Source organism: Gaoshiqia sp. US2 (assembly GCF_059705485.1).
Window position 1 is genome coordinate 641,398 of record NZ_AP048550.1, and the last position, 17,761, is coordinate 659,158.

Here is a 17,761-nt window from a genome sequence, read left to right on the forward strand (position 1 = left end):
AAGAATGGCCCCCGCAGCCGGGAGCCATTCATCCTATACAGGTATACTTGTGCTTATCTTTTTACACGTTCGCTGTAGCTTCGGTCGCGTGTGTCAACTTTAATCACTTCTCCGGCTTCGATAAACATGGGGACCATAATTTCGGCGCCGGTTTCCAGTGTTGCCGGTTTCAGCGCTGTTGAACTTGCCGTATTCCCTTTTTCTCCCTGAATGGTTGAGCTAATCTCCAGTTCCACAAAAGGAGGCAGTTCGGCGGTAAGCGGGGTTTCTGTTTCGGCGTGGAAGTTAATTTCAATCACCTGGCCTTCTTTCATCAGGTCGGCATTCTCAATCAGGCCATCAGCAATCGATACCTGCTCAAATGTTTCGGTGTGCATAAAATTAAAGCCCATGTCGTCTTTATACAGGTATTGATACGGACGCCGTTCAACGCGGACTGTCGTAATTTTCACGCCTGAATTAAACGTGTTTTCAATCACCTTTCCGGTTTTAATATTTTTCAGCTTTGTGCGGACAAAAGCTGCTCCTTTGCCTGGTTTTACATGTTGGAATTGTACAATGGTGTAGAGTTGATCGTTGAACTCAATAGTCATTCCGTTCTTAAAATCAGCTGTAGTTGCCATATTTGGATGTCTGTTTTAGTTTTTCGAAATTTTGCGCAAAGGTAAAAAAATCCCGATAAATAGCGCTACGGTTCGACTTTAATTCAACAAGTTAAAATTCAAGCTCGTATGGTTTATTCCCATTTTGTTCGGTATACTGTTTATACGATTTGAGTTCGCATTTCAGCGATCCAATATTCATGTCAAACTCAAGCAGTAACGGAATCCGGTTTACATCCTTGGTGATGTAGAACTTCAGTCCGTCAGATCGTTTCAGTAACTTCCCTTTATCGACATAGGGCGATACGATATGACACTCAATCTCGCCGATCTTTGTGGATATCTTTTCTGTTCCCAGGTATTTGGCCACCATGATAAACTCTTTATCGGCATGAAAAACGGGTATCTTAAATTCTTCACCTTTATCCAGCTTGTCGAGATAATGGTTGTGGCGAAGGTAAAAGAATGCCGACAGCATGTCTACCAGGTTGGGAGGTACTTTACGACCGCCCGATCGCTGACTGTAAATAGAGTCATTGTCGTGAAAAAAGAAGGCTTCGTTATAATAACGGTATTTCCTTTCCCTGATATTTCGAATCGCTTTGTAGGGTAAAAAAGTTTCCGGGTTCACCGTGCTTTCGTAAATGTCGTGAACACTAAAAAGCTTATCGGCCAGTCCTACTGTTTTTCCTTCGAGGTGATAATGAATCGACGGCTTATTTTCATAAACGGTGTTGGTGGCTTTCAATAATGCTGTACCTCCTTTTACGAACCCGTACCGGAGTTCATATTTCAATCGTTCGACCGGTTGGGCCACAGCGCCCGTTATGGAGAACAGGAAGAGGATTAAAAAAACATTTTTCATTAGCGTGTTTTTTAGTTTTCTGATAACGGATTAATTAACTCAAGGCTTTTATTGGTGTTTATCTGTTCAGGATGTTTTTTCGCGGTTTTCCGGCGATGAAATCTTTCAGATAAAAAGGTTCAAAATAAGCCAAATCTGCAAATTCTTTGTTTTCAAATGCTTTGTCCGACAGAGAACACATAAATTGTGCCGAAGTTTTTATGCCGTCAATATAAAACACATTCGGGCGCTCCATCACGTTTCGGCATTTGTCGGCCCCGTTCCCAAAAATCACCAAAAGCGTTTCTTCAGGAATTTCACGAAATGAAGACTGGTCGATCAGTTTGGCCGAAACCGGGGCAAGTTCTTCTCCCTGAGCGTTGTACAAGGCGGTATAAACTTCCATTCTCCGGGCATCAATCATGGGGCAAAATACCAGGCTGCCATTCGCCGGTAAGTTCCATAGCCCGGGTTGGGAGCTAATATGTAAACTCATGGCTTGCAGCGGGTTAATCGCGATGAGCGGGAGTTGGTTGGCATAACAAAGGCCTTTGGCCAACGATACGCCAATTCTCAGCCCGGTGTAAGATCCCGGACCCCTGCTTACTGCAACAGCCGAAAGCCGGTTAAACTCCAGCTTGTTTTTTTGCATGATCTCCTGAGCAAACACGCTCAGCAGGCGTGCATGATTTTGCCCTTCGTCGCTTTCCACGATATCGATTAACTGCCCGTTTTCCGAAAGGGCCACGCTACACACTTCTGTCGAAGATTCCAGGTTTAAAATGAATGCCATGTTCAATCTGTATTTAGACACAAAAATAAGGATATTCGCCAGATTTAGCTGCACGAAATGAACACATTGATCCGAGCTGTTCAGCTCCGGGGAATTCTTTTTCGTGAACAGCGGGTTCGTATCAAATTTTTATTAGTTTAGTCCTTGGAAATACAGGGGCTATGTACAGAACAGCAATTATTGATGACGACCAGCTTGCCAGGCGGGTTTTATCACAAATTATCAGTCAGAATTTTACCAATATCGAGATCGTTGGCGAAGCCGACTCGGTCGATTCCGGTACAAAACTGATTATTGAGGAGAATCCTGATCTCGTGTTTCTGGATATTGAAATGCCGGACGGGACCGGTTTCGACCTGATTGACAAACTTCCGGAAGTGAATTTCCGGCTGATATTTACCACCTCGTACAACGATTACGCTATCACGGCTTTTAAGTACTCGGCCTTTGATTACATTGTGAAACCGGTGCTCCCTGAAAATGTAAAATCCACCATTTCACGGATCAAGGATATCCGTTTTGTTCACGGCAAACACGAACTCGACCTCCTGCGAAACCAAATCGGGGTGAAAGAAGATAAAACCGATCCGATTATAGCCCTTCCCGAAATGAACGGTTTTGCCATCATTAAGGTGAAAGATATATTGCGTTGCGAAGGCGAACGCAATTACACCCGGGTTTATTACAAAAACGGAACATCCATCCTGATCAGCCGCACACTGCTCGAGTTTGACCAATTGCTGGTCCCACATGGGTTTTGCCGGATACACCGTTCCCATTTGGTAAACATGTCCTGCATCAGCCGTTATCTTAAAACCGATGGCGGAGTGGTTGAAACCACGGATAAATGTATCCTGAAGGTTTCGCCCAAATACAAAGATGAATTGTTAGACAAGCTGTTGTATAACCGTTTGTAAAAAAACCGGAAATCTAATACCGCCACCTGTTGGCCAGGGCAACCAGCGACAACATAACGGGCACTTCAACCAAAACCCCAACTACGGTCACCAAAGCGGCAGGCGATTGCAGCCCGAACAAGGCGATGGCCACCGCAACAGCCAACTCGAAGAAATTACTGGCTCCGATCATGGCTGCCGGCGAACAAACGGCGTGGGGCAACTTCAGCCAGCGCCCGCCAAACCAGGCCATAAAAAAGATAAAGTAGGTTTGGATCACCAGGGGGATGGCGACCAGCACAATAATCAGCGGCCGTTCGATGATTGTTGTCCCCTGAAAGGCAAATAACAGCACCAGCGTGGTCAGCAAAGCCATGATGGAAACCGGCTTGAACCGGGGCAAAAATTGTTGTTTAAACCAGGTTTCGCCTTTGGAACGAATCAAGATTTTGTGTGTCAGATAACCGGCAACCAGCGGGACAACTACAAAAATCAGGACACTGGCAACCAAGGTGCTGTAAGGGATCTGAATGTTTGTAATTCCCAGCAAAAAGCCAACAATGGGCACAAAGGCGACCAAAATAATCAGGTCGTTCACCGAAACCTGGATCAGCGTATAATTCGGATCGCCATCGGTGAGGTAACTCCACACAAAAACCATGGCGGTACAAGGAGCTGCCCCCAGTAAAATGGCTCCGGCGATGTATTCTCCGGCCTGATCGGGCGAAATAAATGCCGCGTAGAGCTTCGAAAAGAAAATCCAGGCAAAGAAGGCCATGGTAAAGGGTTTGATCAACCAGTTGATCACCACGGTCAGGATCAGTCCTTTCGGGCGTTTGCCGATATGCCTGATGCTGGAAAAATCAACCTGAAGCATCATCGGGTAAATCATCAACCAAACCAGTATGGCTACAGGGATATTCACCCTGAAAACTTCCATATGACTCAGTACCTGAATGTGATCGCCTGAAAAATGGCCGATGGTAATCCCGGCAACAATGCACAGGGCAACCCACAGGCTGAGGTACTTTTCGAAGAATCCGATTTGGCGTTTTTGATTTTTCATGGGTTACAACTGAGGTTTTATTTGTTCGACATAGAGTTTCCAAAAACCTTCCCTGATTTCGTCCCTGACGCGGATAAATTCGCTCCGGATATATTCATCGGTGCCGGTTACATGCGAAGGATCGTCAAAACCCATATGTAACCGGTTTTTTACCTTGCCAAAAAATGCCGGGCAGTTTTCATTGGCGCCGCCACAAACGGTAATTACGTAATCCCATTCCTGTTCGAGGTAAATATCAACCGGGTCGGACGTGTGATGACTGATATCGATTCCGATTTCTTTCATTACGGCAACTGCTTTCTGATTCAGTTTCCCGGAGGCCTCGGTCCCGGCCGAGCAAACCGTGATATTCGGGTCAAACGACTGCAAAAAACCATGCGCCATCTGGCTGCGGCAACTATTGCCTGTACAAAGAATTAACACATTCATTTTTATAGGATTAAATTTTAACTACTTGATCTTATTTGATTCACTTCCTTTATGACAGGAAAAATTATCCGGCAGATCAATATCGTTCAGAAACTCATCCAGCACTGCTCTCATTACTTTTAATTTTGACGGGTCCAGGCAATAATTCACTTTCACCCCGTCGATGGTTCCTTTGATCAGACCCAGTTTTTTCAGCTCTTTTAAATGCTGGTTCACGGTTGTCCTTCCCAACGGTATTTCTTCGGAAATATCGCCGGAGATGCATCCCCGCGTTTCGGCCAGGAATTTTAAAATGGCCAGCCTTGCCGGATGAGACAGGGCCTTAAAGAAACCTGCTGCATGCTGAAGCTTATTGTCAAACAATTCAATCTTTGCCTGTGTCATAACGAAATCCGTTTAATGGCGTAAAGATACGTCATAATTTGTTTCGACATAAGAATACGTCATTAAATTTTGATTAATCATTCGTGCTGTGAAGAAAACAGGAGAAACATTAATTGACTGAAACTTCTTTTACAATACTTTGCAATTTCTGAAACGTACAGGTAAATGTGTCTTTCACCCGTTCTGACAGGTAGAAATACGGAATCCAGATGGCCGCGTAAATTAGCTCCCGGGCCAGGGTTGAATAATCAGGTGTGAGTCCGAATTTTTCAGCGATAATGGCTTCGTCGAGCAGGACCCCGGCAAGGGCAAAAATACGAAAGGCAATGTACAGCGCCGGGAAACTGGATCGTTTTTGGTTCATCAGAATCAGCAGGAAAACAGCAAAAATAATCAGTGTCAGATTGAAAATCAGTTCGAAAAAGAAAGCGGGCAGGGTAGCCTGAACTGAACCTGATTGCTGGGCTACGGCGCTTTCCCATACCTGGGCGTTGAAAAAATTAATATTAAAAAGCTGGTAGGTCACGATCACCGGGGTCAGGTATAACCCAATGACCGGAATGATCAGCCACCCGGCGAATGGAAGCGGTTTGCGGAGAACCGGAGTGGTGCCAAGATCGAGCGGGTATAACATTTTCAAGCCCATGATGGCGCCCAGCGAGAACAGGATGGCGGTGATAATGGCTGCCCAGAACGGGCGGAAGTGGTCGGTGTCGGTCATTCCCCACGACAGATTAATATCACATAAATCCGACAGGTCGTTATAATTGTTAAAATAACCGGTTAGGTTTTCTGTCGGCACATGATCGGTTTTTGTATTGTACAAAAAGTGGATCCGGTAAATGTGCTTGTTGTTATCTGCTTCTGTCCGCCGGATAAACCGGAAGGCATCATTTACAATACTGTCCGTTTCGTTTTCGAGCCCGATGTTTTTGTGTTTGGGGAGGTGCAGCGAAATCGTATGTTCTACCGAAACCGGGTGAAACAGCGCCAGGGGCATCGTGCGTTCCTGGTCTTTCGAATAACTCAGGTATTCGTACAGGTTAAACGGTTCAAAAACGGCGTATAATTCCGGATTACTTTCGTCCCGTTTCTTCCAGGGAGATGAGAGATAAAACTCTTCGGTGATTTTGAAGGTATTTACCTCGGGGTAGTCCCGGTAAGTCAGCGCCGAATCGTTGACCCAGCGAACACTGTTAAAATAGGCGCTGTAAAAATTCAGGTACAGGTCCCGGATTTCATAAACAGACTTATTTTGATGACTGCTCCGTTTCGTGTTTGCCAGGTTCCCGTAATAGTTGGTGATTACCTGGTACAAAACATCCGAAGCGCTGTCGTTGAGCCAATAGTGTTCGTTGATAACAAGCCGGTCCTGGTCCTGTTCGGGTATTTCTTCCGGTTCAGCAGCAGAATCATCCACAACCAGCGCTTTGCCATACTGTGGAAAACACAGGTATTCCAGGGCGCCTTTTTGTTGCGATGTGGTCGGATCAACCCAATAGTCGGTTTCTTTCCAGCGAAACTTCACAATCACATGGTTAAAAACAAACGGCGAAGGGGAGTGGTCGTTCAACTGTTTGGTAATGGTTGTATGAACCAATGCCGGCCAGGCTTCAACCCCAATACGGCGCAACAAAACAGCCAGCAGGTACGATTTGTCTTTACAGTCGCCAAACCGTTGGTCCAGAATTTCTTTCGGATGATGCGGCTTATGGGAGAAAATGCCCATTTCCATCCCCAGATAACGAATATCGTCCTGCACAAAGCGGATCAAGCGGATGATATCTTCGTCGGTAGCCTCAAATTTCCCCTGTTTTATAAAGCGGTCAATCAGAGGGGCTTGAATATTGAAATCGAACAACTGATTTTCCCACTGCTTCACTTCCGCCCAATCTTTGAACGAGCTGATCTCGGCAGCCGGAAAAACAGTGTACCAGCCCGGGGTTTTATCATCTGTGAAAATCGGTTTTACTTCTTTCAGATGCCACTCATAACGCGTTAAATTGCCTTCCCGGCTAACCACCGGCTCGTCCGCGCCGGCAATCAGTTGGTATTGAATGTACTGATCCGAACCGACCAGGGTGCTTTTGTAAAGCTCAAAAATTTCCTGGTTGTAGGCCAGTTGATGGTTGCTGTAAATGTGTTTGCCCCAAATCGGGTTTTTGCCTTTCAGCGTGATTTCGTATTCCAGGATATCGCCAACCCGGACATCTTTTAAGATGGCCAGCGCCGACCAGCTGCCATCGTAAATTAAACGGTCGGCATTTTGCTCATTGCGCATCAGTTCAATCTGTCCGCGCTTGAGTTGGTCGATGGTTTCGTTGCCCCGGTGAATGTTTATCTTATTGATAATCAGTTTCTGATAGGACGGGTCGAAACTAAAATACAACTGCGAATTGTTTTGTACACCGTTTTCATTGTTCAGGCGAATACAGTAGCGATAATTGTATTCTTCGCTTCGTTCGTTTTCCTGCCAGTCGATCAGCAAATAACTGATTTCGCCATTCCTCGAAAAGTCACTGGAGTTTAGTTGAAAATCAATCACTTTCTTCCATGCGGGAGATCTCTCTATCGTGTAATCCGGATTAGCTGCCTGGTAGCTCTGAAGTGACAAAACCAACAACAAGCTTAACAAAAGGAAGGGCTTCATCAGGTTTTTTTGTTAAAATAATTTTTTAAATATATTCATTTTTGAGTGTAGTATAAATAATTTTTGTTCCGGAATTAAAAAAGGAGAACCGTTTAAGATTGTTCTCCTTTCAATATGACTGTTTTTATCCGTTCATGGTTTTATTTTTTCAAACAGCCCCATGAGTTTGCTTTGGTAAATTTCGGCAATCTGCGCTTCGTGTTCGCCAATGGGTTTAACCGGGATGAGGTCAGTTACTTGTTCGGGTGAAAGGCCATGGTCAAAATAAAGGTCCAGTGCGTCTTGCAAAGTTTGCCGCACAGCAGCCTTCGTTTCATCTTCTGATAGCCCCATCGGTTCGCCCAGACTAACCAGCTCTTTCCACTGGAACCAGAAATAAGTGGGTAACATAGCCGACAGCAGGGCATAAGCTTCCAACTTGGCCTCGGGCACTTCAAAAGTTGTTCCCAGGAGTTTAAGTAAGTCCAGGAGCTCACTCTTCTCAGCCGGGTTAATACCTGTTGCAAAAGTTACCGGGTTGTAGCCTTCGTTGATGTACGACGTGGCATTGGGAATCAGACGCAGAATGTTTTTAGTTTTCAGCCTGGAGGCGATTTTTTCAATATTGATTTTTGGAGCCAGTGAAATCACCAATGTGTCAGAAGAAACCATATTGGCAATTTTGTCAAGCGTTTCCATAATCATGGGCGGGTGAAGGGCAATGAAAACGGTTGGCTGACTGGCAGCTTGCTGCAAATCGCCGGTTTGGATAAAAGGGAACTGCTGCTTTAAAGCATGGAGAACTTCGGTATTCGTATCGAAAACGAGTACCGAGTCAAATTCGTGTTTCTTATTGGTAAAAGCCTGTAAGAAAATCCTGGTGATGCGACCACCTCCAATAAAACCGAGTGATTTTGTTTTCATAATTGGTGTTTTTATGGTTCTTTAAATTCGGCATGTTGATAATTAAAAAAATGCTCCGTATAAAAGTCCGGAAACCGTTGCCATCATCACCACCAAAACGACATAAACGGTCGTTTTTTTTGTGCCCATCACACCGCGGATGACCAGCATGTTGGGCAACGAAAGCGACGGTCCGGCCAGTAATAAAGCCAGAGCAGGACCTTTCCCCATGCCCGAAGCGATCAACCCCTGCAGGATAGGCACTTCGGTGAGCGTGGCAAAGTACATAAAAGCACCCACGATGGAGGCAAAAAAGTTGGCCATGACAGAATTTCCGCCTACCAGCCAGGCAATCCACTCGGAAGGAATGACCCCGGCAATACTTTGATCATCGTGCGTTGACCCGAGTAAAAACCCGGCGGTAACCACTCCGACCGCCAGCAAGGGCATAATCTGTTTGGTAAATCCCCACGACGAAAGTATCCACTCTTTGTTGTCTTCGTCTTTCTTGTCGTAAAGCGTGATCAGGCTCAATGCTGCGATGCCAACCAACATGGGTACCAGCGGACTTAATTTGGGATTAGCGATGAATGTCGTTGCCAGGAATGCTGAAAGTCCGGTAAGCAATACGGCCCCTGCCACCCATTGCCACTTGATTTTCAGAATGGAAATGAGCGACCAGGCCAGGAACAAGCTGAAGACTCCGGTGATATGCCATTTGTAATGCCAGATCAGGTACCAGGCGCTACTTGTATCTCCGTTCGACGGAGCGCCCCAGTTGGCAAAAACCAGGATCAGGATCAGGGTGAAGAAGTGAAAAGATGTTTGCCACATCGGTCGTTTTTCGGGTGGAGGAACAATGTTCATCTGCTGCTCCTTCTTCACTTTTTCCTCTTTGTGGTAGATGAGCGACATGGCCGAGCCAATGACAATACTGAAAGCCACGGCGCCAACGGTACGGGCGATACCCATTTCAACCCCCAAAATACGGGCCGTCAGGATGATGGCCAAAATATTGATGGCCGGGCCCGAGTAAAGAAAGGCGATGGCTGGTCCCAACCCTGCTCCGCGCTTATGAATACTTGAAAACAAGGGCAGAATGGTACACGAGCATACCGCCAGTATGGTTCCCGAAACGGAGGCTACCGTGTAAGCCAGCCACTTTTTTGCATTGGCTCCGAAGTATTTCAACACCGAGCCTTGACTAACGAAAACCGAAATCACACCGGCAATAAAAAAGGCCGGTAACAGGCAAAGCACCACGTGTTCGCGGGCATACCATTTTACCAGGTCGAATGTGGCAGCAATGGCGGTATTAAACCGGGCGCTTTCGATGGGCAGGAAAAATGCCAGCCCGAAAAGCGCTGAAATCCAGATCAGTATTTTTAGTTCTTTTTTAGTTTCCACAATTGTGATTGATGAGTAATCGGTGATGTTAATAGTTCGCAAAAAAACGAACAATGGGTGTAAAAAAATTAAAAAAACAAAACGACCATATAATAGATTCCAACTCCGATGAATAATACCGCCACTACCCGGCGGAACCATAGTTCGAAGGTTTTCATCTTATTATAAACGGTCCCGAGCGAACCCACTGAAAAAGCAATCAGCCAGGCAAACAGGATGACGGGAATTCCGGTGGCAAAAGCAAAAACAACGGGCAGGTATAATCCCGATACGCTGCTGACAGTCATTGGAATCAACATACCGAAATAAAGCACGCCGCTGTAAGGGCAAAAGGCCAGCGCAAACACAACTCCCAACAGTAAAACACCCCAAAACCCTTTATTGGAACGGTTTTCCATTTTCTCAGTCAACGATCCGATTCCCGGAATTTTAAAGCGGAGCACACCAAGCATAAGCAGCCCGATGAGGATGAGTAAGGGTCCCAGCAGCTTTTCGCCCCAGGTAGAAAAGAAACCCTGGAGGCTGAATTGCTCGGCGCCAAAAAAGAACAATAAGCCGATGGCCGTGTACGAAAAGGCGCGTCCGAGCGTGTAAACAAGTCCGTTGTAAAACACGGTTTTCCGGCTTTCGATATCTTTACTGATATACCCGATGGCCGTAATGTTGGTGGCCAGCGGGCAGGGACTGATGGCGGTCATCAGTCCCAGTATAAAAGCCGACAATAAGGGGAATTGTGAATTTTCCAGAAAATTTTGCAGAATCTCCATGGGCTTACTTCATTGAGTCGATCGTCGATTTCAGTTTGGCTTTAAAGTTGTCCGGGTTGGTTCGCGCGTTCAGAAAAGCGTCGTTGGTCAGGTTTTCCACTTGATCCCCCTTAACAATCAACAGGGTTTGTCCGCTGATTTTGTACTTTTTGATCAATGGATTTTTGCTGTCTTCTTCGCGGTTAATCGACTGGAAGAAAATTTTGTCTCCGTAATATTCTTTCAAGGCTTCCTTCGTAACGGTTTCAACCGCCTGGCAGGTGGCGCAGCGGCGTGTTGCATGGAAATAATAAGCTTTCACGGCGGTTTCGTCTGTTTGACCGGCGCAGCAGTTATCGGTTCCGGTTAGTTCGGCGACTTTGGTGTCGCAACATTGGGCGTTGGCCGAAAAAATACCGGCTCCCATAGTGATTAACAGTATAAAGGTCAGTTTTTTCATGATGGTGATTATTTGGTTAATAAAGATTTGATTTCGGCCACGCTGGGTACTTTCCCTTTTACCACGACTTTTCCGTCGACCACCAGGGCAGGAGTCGTCATAACCCCGTAGTTCATGATATCAACAATGTCGTCTACTTTGGTTACCGAGGCTGTGATTCCGGCTTCGGCTACTGCTTCGAGGGTTGCTTTTTCGAGCGCTTTGCACTTGGGGCAACCGGTCCCCAACACTTTAATGTCCATTTGAATGAGTTTTAAATCGTTCAGATCCATATCTGTTTTTTTAACAGGTTTCTTTATTCGCAATTCGCAAAACAACGAACGATCAGGTTAAATTTTTTTAATAGTCCAGAAATTTTTTAAATAATTCCTGCGCTTTAACCCAGTTTTCCCGGTTGATGCAATACTTAACCTTGGGCGCTTCAATCTCGCCCTGGATCAATCCGGCCTCTTTTAATTCTTTTAAATGCTGCGATAAGGTTGATTTGGCAATGGGCAGTACATCCGACAGATCGCCGCTGTAGCAGCACGACTGTTTGCTCAGCAGTTCCAACACATACATCCGCACCGGGTGCCCCATTGCTTTGGCAAAACGGGCAGCCTGAATTTGTTCCTCTGTCAATACCGTTGTTTCGTCCATGCTATTTGTTCGTAAAATCACGAACAAAGGTAAGAAGTTTTTTGGTTTGTTATCAACCAGGTGCACAAAATTCAGGAAAAGTGTTTGTCGTCCGAATAACTGTTTTGGTCTTTATTTCGGAAGAAAAGATACAGGTTCCGGCTTTCTTCGGCCATGCCCGACGGATGCTTGAGGATACCTTGTCCCTCGCCCCGCAGGCAGCCGGTTGCGATTGGCCCCGTAATCCGGCCCTTCTGTGTCCAAACAGAAAGCAGTTCATCGTCGGGTGATTCGGCATTGGATTGAGGTTCGGGGTTCCAGCTGATGGTTATTTGCCCCGGATTATCTGCCTTGCATGTGGCCGTCAGTTGCTGGGGCAGCGGCAAGGGACCGGTCGAAAAATGCAGGCGCGAATAATCGGCCAGCCCGCCGTTTTTGTCGAAAGCCCCCAGGTTCGCCTTCAGAAACAGGTTGTAGTCCGTTAGTTTTTTCGTGGCCGATAATTTCCATATCGGGTTCACCACGCTGTCGCGGACGGAATTGTAAAAAACCCGCGCCGCCTGAAACCGCTTGCGCTGTTGCAGTTGCTTTTCACTCCAACTGTCGGGCTTCCGGCGTTTGGGCAAGCTGCGTACAATCACCTCGTCGCCATGTTCTACAAATACCAGGTTGCCTATTTTCCCGCTCAGGTAGAGTCGCTCATCATAGAAAGCAAAATATTCTAAAAACGATTTCTCGGCAAGTAGAAAGCACAAGAGGATACGCCCGTAATTTTTGCTATTTTTGCTTGTCAACCTAACTCCGCCTTGATGATCCGGAATGATAAACAACTTTTCCACTTGCTGCTGACGGGAGATGAAGCTTCCTTCAAAGTTGTTTATCAGCATTTCTACCCACGACTGTATTATTTTGTGCTTGAATACCTTCCGCACCACGAGGTGGCCGAAGATGTGGTGCACGACACTTTTCTGACCTTGTGGCAGAAGAGGGCCGACTTGCAGACCGACAGCAACCTGAATGCCTACCTGTATACGCTGGCTAAAAACAACAGCCTGAAAAAACTGCGCGACGAACGCTATCGTCAAAAGCTGCTGCAGTTGCCCAGCCTTCATCCGCTGGAGCTTGAGCTGAATGCCGGCGCCCTGGTGCGGCTTGAAACTTCCGAGGGCGACTTTACCGAGATTGAGCAACTGGTGCAGGCTACCCTGGAACAGCTGTCGCCGCAATGCCGTCAGGTATTCGAGCTGAGCCGCTTTTCCCATAAGAAAAACCGCGAGATTGCCGATGAGCTGGGCCTTTCGGTCAAAACGGTGGAAGGGCACATCACCAAAGCCATCAAACTACTTAAAATAAACCTGAAAGATTATCTGCCGCTGCTGGGTTTCTTTTTCATCGGTGTTCGGTAAATTCATTCCAAAATTGTGATACCCCTATTTTTATTATGTATAAACAGGCATCGTTGATTCTTTCAAAAAAAAAATGCCAACCGGGCAAGGGTATTTCGGTTTCGGTGGATTATATAACCGAAGTACAAAACTATGGAAAAGGAAAAACGCCTCATTGAACTCATCTCCGGAAACCTGGATGCCGCGCAGCAGCAACAGGTTCTGGAAGAAATAGGGCAGGACCCTGCCTTGCGCAAAGCGTATGAAGACCTGAAAAATACCTGGGCTTTTTCGGCCTCCCAAGCGACGATGGGCAAGCGACAAATCGAAGCCTCCTATTATAAGTTCCGCCAAAAGCAGTCTGCCGGAAAGAGCCGGATGCTGAAGATTTCAATCCTGATGCGGTATGCAGCCGTCCTGCTGGTCGTTTTTGCCCTGGGCATTTACCTGGGACAACTAATCACGGGCAAGCCGGGCAGTCTTTTCGTTTCCGGATCGATGACCGCCGAAATCCGGGTGCCCAACGGCAAAAAGGCCGAACTGACCCTCCCGGATGGCTCGCGGGTGTGGCTCAATTCCGGCACCACTTTCCGTTTTCCGCAACAATTTGCCGAAAACAGCCGGGAGGTGAGTCTTGCAGGCGAGGCCTTCTTTGAGGTGGTAAAAGGAAAGGCGCCCTTCACGGTGTCATCCGTTTACGGCGACATCCGCGTTTTGGGAACTTCGTTTAACGTGAGAGCCTATGATGATCTCGATTTCCAAACTACCCTGGTAGAAGGGAAAATACAATTTCATACCGGAGACCAGGAGCAGCTTCTGGCGCCTGGCCAGCAACTTAGCCTGACAGCCAGGCGGGAACTGATCGTCGGGTCGGTGGACCCGGCAAAGGCCATCAGCTGGAAAAACGGTTTTATTTCTTTTGAAAACGAACCCTTAAGCGACGTGATGAAAAGGCTGGAACGCCATTTCGGCATACAGATTTCGCTGGATGAGCAGCTGGCCCCGATCCGGTTTACCGGGACAATTTATAACGAAACGGTGACCGAAGTTATGGCTTACATCCACATGACCAAATCCATAACTTATGCCTATGATCAAAAACAAGGAACATTAAAAATAAGCACCAATTAATCAGCAAAAAACAAAAAGACAGGATGTGCGAGATCCTGCCTTTTTTAGAATAACCTGATTCAAATCAAATTACTCACTTCAAAATGTAAAACTATGAAAAAAAAACGATGTTGTGATGACATCCTGTCATTTCTTAATTTAAACCTAAGACGCATGAAATTAACATTGGCGCTGGTTATTTTAACAGTTTTCAGCAGTTTGGCTGCCGACCTGTACTCCCAAAACACCAAACTCAGTTTGGGGTACAAAAATGAGAAAATCGTCACCCTGCTCCGCGAAATTGAAGATCAAAGCGAATTCCGCTTTTTTTATAACGAAGAAGTCGACGTGAATACAAAAGTTTCCATTGAAGTTTCGGATGCTTCGATTCAAACTGTTATGGATGAGATTTTTCGGAATAAAAACGTTAGTTATGAGATTGTTGGGCGACAAGTAATTTTACGAACAAATAACATGTTGAAGGCATCACAGCAAAAGACAGTTTCGGGTCGGGTAACCGATGTCAGCGGAGCTCCCATGCCGGGAGTGACCGTGGTGGTGAAAGGAACCAATATTGGTATAATAACCGACACCGACGGGCGCTACAATCTAGCTCAGATGTCAGCTGATGCGATTTTGGTTTTTTCGTTTGTGGGGATGAGAATGCAAGAGATCGCGGTTAATAACCAGCAAAATATTGATGTAGTCATGGTTGAAGACGCGATTGGTATTGAAGAAGTGGTGGCGATTGGTTATGGAACTCAAACAAAAGTTACCATCACTGGTTCTGTTGTATCCACTAAGGGAGAAGAACTGATAAAAAGCCAAACACCTAATGTGCTCAACTCCATTGCAGGACATTTACCCGGAGTGATTATCAACAACCGGTCAGGAGAGCCTGGAAAGGATAGTCCTGAAATATTTATCAGGGGACGAAGTACAACCGGCACAACTGATCCCCTGATTTTGATTGATGGCGTGGAAAGACCTGATTTTGGAAGGATCAATCCCAATGACATTGAAAGCATTTCGGTATTGAAAGATGCGTCTGCAGCGATCTATGGCGCTCGGGCTGCGAATGGGGTAATCCTTGTTACGACTAAAAGAGGCCAGAAGGGAGCCCCGGTGTTTAACTTTACTTTTAACCAGGGATTTGCTCAACCTACAAGAAATCCCAAGATGGCTGATTCCTATACTTTTGCCAAGGTGTATAACGAGATTGAAATTGGCGAAAACCGTTCGCCCAGATATACCGATGCTGAACTGGAAAAGTTCAGGGTGGGCAAAGAGGTGGGGTATACTACCACTGACTGGTATGATGAAATGACGCGGACTTTGACACCGCAATCCCAGGCCAACTTATCTGTTTCAGGAGGTACCGAAAAGCTGGATTACTATATCTCAGTGGGTAAGTTGGGACAGGAAGGCCACTTCAATCATGGTTCGACCAAAGTCGACCGTTATAATTTTCGCTCCAACTTATCGGTGAAGGCCTCAGATTATATTCAGGTAGGACTCGATATCGCCGGCAGACTGGATGATAAACACTACCCGGGCAACCCGGATACCCGGGGTATTTATAGCCATATGTACTTGTATCAGCCAAACTGGACCCTTTTCTGGCCTGGAACGAATTATAAAAGACCAAACCGGAGCAGTGAAAGCTTAATCAATTGGGTGAGCAATGATGGTGGTTGTCAGGATGATACGTACAAGGCGATTGAAACAAAACTTCATTTTAAGGTGGATATTCCCTGGATAAAAGGCTTATCGGTTACCGGGAGCGCCAACTATGATGCCGGGTATAACTTCGTGAAATATTTCGATTTACCCAGCTACGTGTATTATTATGACGAAGCAAGTAATACCTACACCGAAGGCCGTTCGGGTGACGGTTCAAACTTAGCTGATCTGGAGGAGCGATTTGAGCAAAGTACCACGCTGACTATGAACTCCCTGTTGAACTACAATAAGAAATTTAATGCACACAGCATCGATCTGATGGTGGGTTATGAACAAATGGAATACGATGACAATTTTCTCTCGGCCTATCGTACGGATTATCCTTCCACTGCTTTGCCGGAATTGTTTGCTGGCAGCAGCGACAAAAATAAACAAGGGAATGATGGCTCCTCTTCAAAAACGTCCAGACAAAATTATTTTGGCCGGGCCACATACGATTATTCCGGGAAATATCTTGCCCAGTTAATCTTCAGATATGACGGCTCGCCAAACTTCCCGGAAAATGAACGATGGGGCTTCTTTCCCGGAGTTTCTCTGGGCTGGCGGATTTCAGAAGAAGCATTTATGGATCGGTTCAACTTTTTGGACAACTTGAAGATTCGCGGCTCGTATGGCGAAATGGGAAACGATGCCGTTCCTCCGTTCCAGTATTTAACCAGTTATGCCTATGGCAACAACTATGTAATCGGTAACGGTGATGTTATTGGCTTGGTACAAAGCAGTGTGCCCAATCCGAATATCACCTGGGAAGTAGCCAAATCAACCAACTTTGGCTTGGATGCTTCGTTTTGGGAAGGTGCTTTAGGAATTGAATTCGATTTATTCAAAACCAAACGTTCCAATATTCTCACCAAACGTACTGCAGTCATTCCTGATTATACGGGTTTGGTTCTTCCGGACGAAAATGTAGGTATTGTGGAGAACAAGGGTTTTGAGTTGCAATTATCACATAAAAAACGTTTGAATCATTGGAGCTATCGCATTAACGGCAATCTTTCTTATGCCCGAAACAAAGTCATTTTTGCTGATGAGGCTCCTGCCGCCGAAAACTACCAATTAGCGACCGGAAGGCCCATTGGCGCTGAATTGTTTTATGATGCCGTTGGCATTTTTAGCTCACAGTCAGAGATCGATGCAACTCCGCACTTACCCGGAGCACGCCCTGGTGATATTATATACCGCGATGTGAATGGGGACAAGGAATTAAACTCACGAGATATGATCCGCATTAATGAAACGCCTACTCCTGAGATCGTTTATAGCCTCAATACTTCGGTAAAGTATAAGAATCTGGATTTATCCATCATGTTTCAGGGTCAGGAAAATGCACAAACCTATGTAAGAGAACAAGGAGCAGACAATCCTCAACCCTACTTTGCGGTAATGAGCTATAACCTGGGTAATTTTCTGGAATGGCGCGCCAACGATAGATGGTCTCCTGAAAATACGACGGCTTCCCAACCAAGAGGTTCGATTGATAATTTTAATAACAATACGCTGCAAAGCACACACTGGTTAATGAATGCCGGCTTTTTACGGTTGAAGAACCTGGAAATAGGTTATACTGTTCCCTCAGGCTTGTGCCAGAAGCTTGGCATAGACGGACTCCGAGCGTATGTAAGCAGCAACAATCTGTTTATTATCTATGACCACATGAAGGACATCGGTTTTGATCCGGAAACTTCTGACTTCTGGTATTATCCACAGCAACGGACCTTTAACGTTGGCATGAATCTAACATTTTAA

The 17,761-nt window shown here is 46.0% G+C and carries 18 protein-coding genes; 4 read left to right on the forward strand and 14 right to left on the reverse strand.

Annotated features, from left to right (window positions below):
• Window positions 1–53 precede the first annotated feature (53 nt).
• The 3 genes from efp to tsaB form a co-directional block, all read right to left on the reverse strand.
• Entirely contained in the window at window positions 54–623 is a 570-nt protein-coding gene (gene efp / locus AC6H3C_RS02555; protein ID WP_423130123.1) for an elongation factor P, read from the reverse strand.
• 91 nt (window positions 624–714) lie between these two features.
• On the reverse strand, window positions 715–1,467 hold the full coding sequence (locus AC6H3C_RS02560) for a DUF3108 domain-containing protein (RefSeq protein ID WP_497519038.1): 753 nt from the start codon (window positions 1,465–1,467) through the stop codon (window positions 715–717).
• 58 nt (window positions 1,468–1,525) lie between these two features.
• Complete coding sequence (gene tsaB, locus AC6H3C_RS02565) at window positions 1,526–2,239, reverse strand: tRNA (adenosine(37)-N6)-threonylcarbamoyltransferase complex dimerization subunit type 1 TsaB (RefSeq protein WP_497519040.1); 714 nt, start codon at window positions 2,237–2,239, stop codon at window positions 1,526–1,528.
• A gap of 161 nt (window positions 2,240–2,400) precedes the next feature.
• On the opposite strand from tsaB, the gene AC6H3C_RS02570 reads away from it, so the two are divergent.
• Window positions 2,401–3,156, forward strand: a complete 756-nt coding sequence (locus AC6H3C_RS02570) for a LytR/AlgR family response regulator transcription factor (RefSeq protein ID WP_497519041.1) — start codon at window positions 2,401–2,403, stop codon at window positions 3,154–3,156.
• A gap of 13 nt (window positions 3,157–3,169) precedes the next feature.
• Here AC6H3C_RS02570 and arsB read toward each other — a convergent pair whose 3' ends face one another.
• From arsB to AC6H3C_RS02625, 11 genes are all read right to left on the reverse strand, one after another.
• The gene (arsB, locus tag AC6H3C_RS02575) at window positions 3,170–4,201 is read right to left on the reverse strand and encodes an ACR3 family arsenite efflux transporter (RefSeq protein WP_497519043.1); all 1,032 of its coding nucleotides are present in this window, start codon (window positions 4,199–4,201) and stop codon (window positions 3,170–3,172) included.
• 3 nt (window positions 4,202–4,204) lie between these two features.
• Window positions 4,205–4,630, reverse strand: a complete 426-nt coding sequence (locus tag AC6H3C_RS02580; protein ID WP_497519045.1) for an arsenate reductase ArsC — start codon at window positions 4,628–4,630, stop codon at window positions 4,205–4,207.
• Window positions 4,631–4,651: 21 nt separating this feature from the next.
• Complete coding sequence (locus AC6H3C_RS02585) at window positions 4,652–5,014, reverse strand: ArsR/SmtB family transcription factor (protein WP_497519046.1); 363 nt, start codon at window positions 5,012–5,014, stop codon at window positions 4,652–4,654.
• Window positions 5,015–5,123: 109 nt separating this feature from the next.
• A complete protein-coding gene (locus tag AC6H3C_RS02590) occupies window positions 5,124–7,664 on the reverse strand; it encodes a DUF3857 domain-containing protein (RefSeq protein WP_497519048.1) in 2,541 nt (846 codons plus the stop codon).
• A 132-nt stretch (window positions 7,665–7,796) separates the two neighbouring features.
• Window positions 7,797–8,567 (reverse strand): pyrroline-5-carboxylate reductase family protein, encoded by a 771-nt coding sequence (locus AC6H3C_RS02595; RefSeq protein WP_497519049.1) that lies wholly within the window; start codon window positions 8,565–8,567, stop codon window positions 7,797–7,799.
• 42 nt (window positions 8,568–8,609) lie between these two features.
• Window positions 8,610–9,953 carry a permease gene (locus tag AC6H3C_RS02600; RefSeq protein ID WP_497519050.1) on the reverse strand — a complete coding sequence of 448 codons (1,344 nt, stop codon included), beginning with the start codon at window positions 9,951–9,953 and terminating at the stop codon, window positions 8,610–8,612.
• Between the two features lie 68 nt (window positions 9,954–10,021).
• A complete protein-coding gene (locus tag AC6H3C_RS02605) occupies window positions 10,022–10,720 on the reverse strand; it encodes an aromatic aminobenezylarsenical efflux permease ArsG family transporter (protein WP_497519051.1) in 699 nt (232 codons plus the stop codon).
• Between the two features lie 4 nt (window positions 10,721–10,724).
• Window positions 10,725–11,159, reverse strand: coding sequence for a nitrophenyl compound nitroreductase subunit ArsF family protein (locus AC6H3C_RS02610; protein ID WP_497519052.1), 435 nt, complete (start codon window positions 11,157–11,159; stop codon window positions 10,725–10,727).
• An 8-nt stretch (window positions 11,160–11,167) separates the two neighbouring features.
• Window positions 11,168–11,431 carry a thioredoxin family protein gene (locus AC6H3C_RS02615; RefSeq protein WP_497519054.1) on the reverse strand — a complete coding sequence of 88 codons (264 nt, stop codon included), beginning with the start codon at window positions 11,429–11,431 and terminating at the stop codon, window positions 11,168–11,170.
• Window positions 11,432–11,498: 67 nt separating this feature from the next.
• Window positions 11,499–11,798, reverse strand: a complete 300-nt coding sequence (locus AC6H3C_RS02620) for an ArsR/SmtB family transcription factor (RefSeq protein WP_497519055.1) — start codon at window positions 11,796–11,798, stop codon at window positions 11,499–11,501.
• A gap of 71 nt (window positions 11,799–11,869) precedes the next feature.
• Window positions 11,870–12,571 carry a hypothetical protein gene (locus AC6H3C_RS02625; protein WP_497519056.1) on the reverse strand — a complete coding sequence of 234 codons (702 nt, stop codon included), beginning with the start codon at window positions 12,569–12,571 and terminating at the stop codon, window positions 11,870–11,872.
• Window positions 12,572–12,586: 15 nt separating this feature from the next.
• Here AC6H3C_RS02625 and AC6H3C_RS02630 point away from each other — a divergent pair, with 15 nt between their 5' ends.
• From AC6H3C_RS02630 to AC6H3C_RS02640, 3 genes are all read left to right on the forward strand, one after another.
• The gene (locus AC6H3C_RS02630) at window positions 12,587–13,183 is read left to right on the forward strand and encodes an RNA polymerase sigma-70 factor (RefSeq protein WP_497519057.1); all 597 of its coding nucleotides are present in this window, start codon (window positions 12,587–12,589) and stop codon (window positions 13,181–13,183) included.
• A 132-nt stretch (window positions 13,184–13,315) separates the two neighbouring features.
• Window positions 13,316–14,293, forward strand: a complete 978-nt coding sequence (locus AC6H3C_RS02635) for a FecR family protein (protein ID WP_497519058.1) — start codon at window positions 13,316–13,318, stop codon at window positions 14,291–14,293.
• Between the two features lie 153 nt (window positions 14,294–14,446).
• Window positions 14,447–17,761, forward strand: coding sequence for a TonB-dependent receptor (locus tag AC6H3C_RS02640; RefSeq protein ID WP_497519059.1), 3,315 nt, complete (start codon window positions 14,447–14,449; stop codon window positions 17,759–17,761).

What these genes read in the sequence shown, in the direction of transcription:
- AC6H3C_RS02615 (WP_497519054.1), bottom strand. Translation starts at nt 11,431, where the DNA reads ATGGATCTGAACGATTTAAAACTCATTCAAATGGACATTAAAGTGTTG.
- tsaB (WP_497519040.1), bottom strand. Translation starts at nt 2,239, where the DNA reads ATGGCATTCATTTTAAACCTGGAATCTTCGACAGAAGTGTGTAGCGTG.
- AC6H3C_RS02590 (WP_497519048.1), bottom strand. Translation starts at nt 7,664, where the DNA reads ATGAAGCCCTTCCTTTTGTTAAGCTTGTTGTTGGTTTTGTCACTTCAG.
- AC6H3C_RS02620 (WP_497519055.1), bottom strand. Translation starts at nt 11,798, where the DNA reads ATGGACGAAACAACGGTATTGACAGAGGAACAAATTCAGGCTGCCCGT.
- AC6H3C_RS02605 (WP_497519051.1), bottom strand. Translation starts at nt 10,720, where the DNA reads ATGGAGATTCTGCAAAATTTTCTGGAAAATTCACAATTCCCCTTATTG.
- efp (WP_423130123.1), bottom strand. Translation starts at nt 623, where the DNA reads ATGGCAACTACAGCTGATTTTAAGAACGGAATGACTATTGAGTTCAAC.
- AC6H3C_RS02635 (WP_497519058.1), top strand. Translation starts at nt 13,316, where the DNA reads ATGGAAAAGGAAAAACGCCTCATTGAACTCATCTCCGGAAACCTGGAT.
- arsB (WP_497519043.1), bottom strand. Translation starts at nt 4,201, where the DNA reads ATGAAAAATCAAAAACGCCAAATCGGATTCTTCGAAAAGTACCTCAGC.
- AC6H3C_RS02580 (WP_497519045.1), bottom strand. Translation starts at nt 4,630, where the DNA reads ATGAATGTGTTAATTCTTTGTACAGGCAATAGTTGCCGCAGCCAGATG.
- AC6H3C_RS02640 (WP_497519059.1), top strand. Translation starts at nt 14,447, where the DNA reads ATGAAATTAACATTGGCGCTGGTTATTTTAACAGTTTTCAGCAGTTTG.
- AC6H3C_RS02570 (WP_497519041.1), top strand. Translation starts at nt 2,401, where the DNA reads ATGTACAGAACAGCAATTATTGATGACGACCAGCTTGCCAGGCGGGTT.
- AC6H3C_RS02595 (WP_497519049.1), bottom strand. Translation starts at nt 8,567, where the DNA reads ATGAAAACAAAATCACTCGGTTTTATTGGAGGTGGTCGCATCACCAGG.
- AC6H3C_RS02630 (WP_497519057.1), top strand. Translation starts at nt 12,587, where the DNA reads ATGATCCGGAATGATAAACAACTTTTCCACTTGCTGCTGACGGGAGAT.
- AC6H3C_RS02585 (WP_497519046.1), bottom strand. Translation starts at nt 5,014, where the DNA reads ATGACACAGGCAAAGATTGAATTGTTTGACAATAAGCTTCAGCATGCA.
- AC6H3C_RS02610 (WP_497519052.1), bottom strand. Translation starts at nt 11,159, where the DNA reads ATGAAAAAACTGACCTTTATACTGTTAATCACTATGGGAGCCGGTATT.
- AC6H3C_RS02560 (WP_497519038.1), bottom strand. Translation starts at nt 1,467, where the DNA reads ATGAAAAATGTTTTTTTAATCCTCTTCCTGTTCTCCATAACGGGCGCT.